Raw genomic sequence first — 5,293 nt, forward strand, 5'->3', positions numbered from 1 at the left:
CGCCGACCCCGGCGCGCGTGCCGCGCTCGGCGCCGCCGCACGCGAGCGCCAGCAGCGCGACTTCTCGCTCAGCGCGCAGGCCGACGGCACGGAGGCGGTCTATCGCGCGGCGATCGCTCGGAAGGGGCGCCGATGACCGATCTCGTGGTGCTCTCGCTCGAACGCTGGGACCGCGTCTGGCGGCGCAACCAGCACCTCGTCGCCGGACTGCTGCGCACCGACCCGTCGCTGCGCGTGCTGTTCGTCGAGCCGGCGGCGGATCCGACGCACGACGTCGCGTCACGCCGCGTGCCGTCGGTCGGCCGGGGCGTGAGCGAGGTGGGCGAGCCCGCTCCCGGGCGACTGTGGACCGTCCGGCCGACCAAGTGGCTGCCGCGGCGGATCGATCCGCGCACCGACGATCGGCTCGCCTCGACCGTCATGCGCGCGGCGTCCTCGGTCGGCATGCGGCATCCGCTGCTCTGGATCAACGATCCCGGTGCGGTCGGGCTCGCCGAGCGGAGCGGCTGGCCGACGCTGTACGACATCACCGACGACTGGCTCGCGGCCGACCGTGCGGAAGGGGAACGTGCCCGTGCGGCGGCGAACGAGGCCCGACTGCTCGACGTCGCCCGCGAGGTCGTCGTGTGCTCGCCCGAGCTGGAGCGCCGGAAGGGCGCGGTGCGACCGGTCACGCTCATCCCGAACGGAGTCGACGCGGAGGCCTACCGCGAACCGGCCGGCCGCCCCGCCGACCTGCCCGAGGGACGCACGGCGCTCTACCTCGGCACCGCGCACCCGGATCGCATCGACGTCGACCTGTGCGAGGCGACCGCGCGCGCGCTCGGAGACCGGGGCACGGTCGTGCTCGTCGGCCCGAACCTGATCGGCACCGACGCGACACTGCGCCTCCAGCGGGCCGGGGTCGTCCTGCTCGGGCCGCGAGCCCGCGAGCACGTCGTGGGCTACCTGCAGCACGCGGACGTGCTCCTCGTGCCGCACGTCGTGACCCCGTTCACCGACAGCCTCGACCCGATCAAGCTGTACGAGTACCAGGCCGTCGGCCGCCCGGTCGTCTCGACGCCCGTCGCCGGGTTCCGGGACGTGACCGACTCGCGCGTCACGATCGCCGACGACACGTCGTTCCCTGACGCCGTCGTCGCGGCCATCGCGGCGTCGCGGCCGTTCCCCCACGGCGCGGATGGGCCGACGAGCGACTGGAGCGAGCGGGTCGCGGCGATGCGCGAGGTGCTGGCGCGGCTGGCCGACGCCGCCTGAGACGGTGCTGGGGTGCGCTGCCGCAGCAGCGCACCCCGTATGGGTGTCGCCGACCTAGGTCGCCGGCCCCGCCTGGTAGAACGGCGGGTCGCAGCTCGGCGCACCCTGCGGGAACGGCACGTTGCTCGAGCACGGCGGGAACGCGTCCACCGTGAACGACGGGATGAAGATCGGCGCGTGGTCGGTGTCGGCGCAGTCGTGGCCCCACGGGATCGTGATCGCGAGGTCGACCGACGTGTTCGCGCTGTTGTCCGAGTTGGCATAGACGATGACCTTGACCGAGTCACCCGGCACGATCGGCGTGCAGTACGTCGGGATGATGCCCACCACGTTGAACGGCAGCCCCGACGAGATGATCGAGATCGACGGCTTGAGGACGATGTCCTTCGACGTGTTGTTCGTGACCAGCAGCGGGATGGCGTACGCCTTCTCCGTGTCGAGCCCCGGAAGCTGCGCGAAGATGTCGGCGCACTTCTGGTTGACGCTGTTGCCGGGCAGCTTGCAGGCGACGCCGACCAGAACGTCCGGCGGCGGGCCGGACGCGGCATAGGCGGGGGCGGGGACGGCGAGCGCGACGGCGGGAACCGACCACGCCATCGCCTTCGCCACGGTCCGCCGCGAGACGCCGGGCTTCAGCTCTTCCTGATCGCTCATGCGAATCCTCCTTCGCAGCCTTCTCGGTCGGGCCGAACTGCGGCCAGGCCGTCTAGGCCGCAACTTAGCGGGTTCACGCGGCCGACGCCAGAGCCCGTGCACCCCCCGAAGGGGCGATGTTCACAGTTCCTCGAGGACCGAGCGGAGATTGGACCACGCCCACGACCAGTCGTGCGCGACGGCATGCGATCGCGCGGCCGCAGCGCGGCGGACCCGTTCCGCGGGATCGTCGGCGAGCCGACCGATGGCCGCGGCCAGCGCGTTCGGGTCGTCCGGCGGAACGAGGATGCCGGCGTCGCCGACGACCTCGGGCAGCCCGCCGATCCGGCTGGCGATCACCGGCACGCCTGACGCCATGCCCTCTCCTGCGGTCAGCGGACACGGGTCGGGCCAGCGCGAAGGCACCACGAACACGTCGAGCTCGCGGAGCAGACGGGGCAGGGCCTCGCGGTCGACGAAGGGCTCGAAGCGCACGCGGGCGCCGCTCTCCTCGGCCAGCCGGCGAAGCTCCTGCTCGTACCCGGACAGTGCGGCATCGCGGGCGAAGCCGTGGCTGCCGACCACCGTGAACTCGACGTCGTCGCGTGACAGGAGCTTGGCCGCGCGGAGGAGCACGTCTGGGCCCTTCTCGGGGATCACGCGCCCGACGAACGCGACCCGGAGCGTACGCGTCGCATCGGCATCGGATCGCCGACCGAGATCGTCGGCCGGCCGGAAGCGCTCGACGTCGACGCCGTTGCCGACCACGTGGACCCGGTCCGCGAGGCTCGAGGGGAGCGAGTCCTTCAGTTGCGCTGCAAGCGCCCGGCTCACGCTGATGATGCCCGCGACGCGGTCCAGGGCGCGCCGCGCCTCGCCGCGTCGGTAGGTGCGCAGCACGTCGTTGTGCGCGTAGAGCACGACGACGTGCGGGGTGTCGCGCAGCAGTCCGGGAAGGACGGGTGCGTTGTGGGCGAGCACGAAGGACGGCTCGACGTCGCGCAGCGCCTCTGCGACGTCTCCGTGGAATCGCGCCGTCGCCGTGCGCGGAAGGCCGAGGCGTCCGCGCGCGAGGTCGAGCGCCCGATCGTTGCGCCGGAGCCACGGACCGCGGTCGTACTCGATCGCTGCAGCGCTGTCGTACCGAGGCTGCATCGTGGCCCGGTCGACGAGGACCGACTGCGGCACCGGCTCTGCGGCACGGGCGGCGGCACTCGCCAGGCCGTGCACGACCGTGGGAATGGCCGATCCCGTCAGGGGCGAGAAGTGGTCGCCGGGTGTGATGGCGTGGATGACGGGCCTCACCCGCACGGCTCCTTCCCCGACCGTCGGCATGGCGTCGATCACCGGGAACGGAAGAGGGTGCGCTGCCGCAGCAGCGCACCCTCGAACCCGTGTCGCCGGACTACTGGTAGAACGGCGGGTCGCAGGTCGGCGCACCCGTCGGGAACGGGACCTTGCTCGAGCGCGGCGGGAACGCGTCCACCGTGAACGACGGGATGACGATCGGCGCGTGGTCGGTGTCGGCGCAGTCGTGGCCCCACGGGATCGTGATCGCCAGGTCGACCGACTGGTTCGCGCTGTTGTCGGAGTTCGCGTAGACGATCACCTTCACCGACTCGCCGGGAAGGATGTCCGTGCAGTAGTCGGGGATGACGCCCACGACGTTGAACGGCAGGCCGGACGAGATGATGCTGATCGACGGCTTCAGCACGATCGTCTTGCTCGTGTTGTTCGTGATGAGCAGCGGGATGGCGAACGCCTTCTCCGGGTCGAGACCCGGGAGACCGGCGAACAGGTCGGCGCACTTCTTGTCGGCACTCGCGCCGGGGAGCTTGCAGGCGACGCCGACCAGCACCTCGGGAGGCGGGCCGGACGCGGCGTAGGCGGGAGCGGGGACGGCGAGCGCGACGGCGGGAACCGACCACGCCATGGCCTTCGCCACGGTGCGTCGTGAGACGCCGGGCTTCGGCTCTTCGAGGTCGCTCATATGGATCCTCCTGGACTTTCGCTGTGGTTGGGCGACCCTCCGCCGGAGCTGTCGGGTCATCGGGTTGGCGTACTGGCCATGGATGGGACAGTACCTGCGGCACACTATCTGGTTTTCACAGGCAACTCTAGGGGTTGAGTGTTCCTCGCCCGAATCGTGGGCACCCCACCTTCGGGTGACAGATCGCCGCCCGACCGGGGGTTCCGCCACTCCGGTCGGGTAGCGCGACCGCCGCGATCGACCGCGCGATGCGCACCGCCGCGCCGATCGCTAGATTCGGAGCATCGCCGCCGAGCCGAGAGCCGGACGGGCCACCCAGCCGGAGGGAATCCGTACAGATGACGCCCCGTGACGCGCCCCGTCTCACGATCGCCACGATCGCGACCGACACCCCGATGGGCGCGCAGGCCTACCAGGAGCAGGTCGCGAGCCGCGCGGCATCCGCCCTCGCCGCCGTCGACGATCGGAGCTGGAGGTACCGACGGCTCGTCCTCCGTTCCCTCCGTTCCCGGCTCGACGGCAACCGGCGACTGCCGCTCGGCCGCATCGCCCGCGCGTCGGCGTCGCAGCGGCGTGCGATCGGGCGGCTGCTGTACGCCGGGGACGCCGTCGCGCACCGGATGGCCCTCGAGCTGCCCCCGGCCCCGAACGACGTCATCACGGTGCACGACGTCGTCGCGTGGCGGTTCCCCGACGAGTCGGCGCCGGTTCCCGCCGCCATCGAGGAGGCACGGCGCGCCGCCGCCGTCATCTGCGTCTCGGAGTTCAGCGCGAACGAGGCCGTCGAGCTGCTCGGCATCCGCGACCCGCACGTCGTGCACAACGGCGTCGACACGCGGTTCTTCGACGCGACGCCACTCGACGCGGTCACACGGCATGCCAACCGGCTCCCCGAGCGCTACGTGCTGCACGCCGGCGGCGCGACCCGCCGCAAGAACCTCGAGGGCCTCGCAGAGGCCTGGCCCGCCGTGCACCGGGAGCGCCCCGACCTGGAGCTCGTGCTCGCCGGCCCACCGCACCCTCGCCGAACGGCCCTGTTCGACGGGATGCCAGGCACCCGCCTCGTCGGACGGCTGCCGGACGCGGTCATGCCGGGCCTCGTCGCCGGGGCCGAGGTCGTCGTCGTGCCCTCGCTCTACGAGGGCTTCGGGCTCCCGGCGCTCGAGGCGATGGCCGCGAACGTGCCCGTGGTCGCCGCCGCGACGAGCTCGCTTCCGGAGGTCGTCGGCGATGCCGGCATCCTCGTGGAGCCGACGGGCGCGGCCATCGCCGCCGGGCTCCTCGACGCCACGAGCGGCTCGAGCCTCGACACGATGGTCGCGGCGGGCCGAGCGCGCGCAGGCGAGTTCACGTGGGAGCGCTGCGCCGAGGCCCACGCCCGGGTCTGGACGAAGCTCGCGTGACGTCGGGCCG

At 72.3% G+C, this 5,293-nt stretch carries 5 protein-coding genes; 2 read left to right on the forward strand and 3 right to left on the reverse strand.

Features of this window, described 5'->3' with window-relative positions; all coding sequences use genetic code 11:
* The first annotated feature begins 132 nt into the window (after positions 1 to 132).
* Positions 133 to 1,257, forward strand: a complete 1,125-nt coding sequence (locus ESO86_RS10960) for a glycosyltransferase (protein WP_129234960.1) — start codon at positions 133 to 135, stop codon at positions 1,255 to 1,257.
* 54 nt (positions 1,258 to 1,311) lie between these two features.
* Here the strand turns inward: ESO86_RS10960 and ESO86_RS10965 are convergent, their stop codons facing one another.
* The 3 genes from ESO86_RS10965 to ESO86_RS10975 form a co-directional block, all read right to left on the reverse strand.
* The gene (locus ESO86_RS10965; protein WP_129234962.1) at positions 1,312 to 1,911 is read right to left on the reverse strand and encodes a hypothetical protein; all 600 of its coding nucleotides are present in this window, start codon (positions 1,909 to 1,911) and stop codon (positions 1,312 to 1,314) included.
* Positions 1,912 to 2,031: 120 nt separating this feature from the next.
* Positions 2,032 to 3,195 (reverse strand): glycosyltransferase family 4 protein, encoded by a 1,164-nt coding sequence (locus tag ESO86_RS10970; protein WP_165307667.1) that lies wholly within the window; start codon positions 3,193 to 3,195, stop codon positions 2,032 to 2,034.
* Between the two features lie 100 nt (positions 3,196 to 3,295).
* A complete protein-coding gene (locus ESO86_RS10975) occupies positions 3,296 to 3,880 on the reverse strand; it encodes a hypothetical protein (protein WP_129234966.1) in 585 nt (194 codons plus the stop codon).
* Between the two features lie 338 nt (positions 3,881 to 4,218).
* Between ESO86_RS10975 and ESO86_RS10980 the strand changes: the two genes are divergently transcribed.
* On the forward strand, positions 4,219 to 5,283 hold the full coding sequence (locus tag ESO86_RS10980) for a glycosyltransferase family 4 protein (protein WP_129234968.1): 1,065 nt from the start codon (positions 4,219 to 4,221) through the stop codon (positions 5,281 to 5,283).
* Positions 5,284 to 5,293 lie beyond the last annotated feature (10 nt).

The organism is Agromyces binzhouensis, assembly GCF_004135055.1.
Taxonomy (GTDB): Bacteria; Actinomycetota; Actinomycetes; order Actinomycetales; family Microbacteriaceae; genus Agromyces; species Agromyces binzhouensis.

Bases quoted from the DNA above. Each gene is read 5' to 3' on its own strand.
- ESO86_RS10975 (WP_129234966.1), bottom strand. From the start codon at position 3,880: ATGAGCGACCTCGAAGAGCCGAAGCCCGGCGTCTCACGACGCACCGTG.
- ESO86_RS10965 (WP_129234962.1), bottom strand. From the start codon at position 1,911: ATGAGCGATCAGGAAGAGCTGAAGCCCGGCGTCTCGCGGCGGACCGTG.
- ESO86_RS10980 (WP_129234968.1), top strand. From the start codon at position 4,219: ATGACGCCCCGTGACGCGCCCCGTCTCACGATCGCCACGATCGCGACC.
- ESO86_RS10960 (WP_129234960.1), top strand. From the start codon at position 133: ATGACCGATCTCGTGGTGCTCTCGCTCGAACGCTGGGACCGCGTCTGG.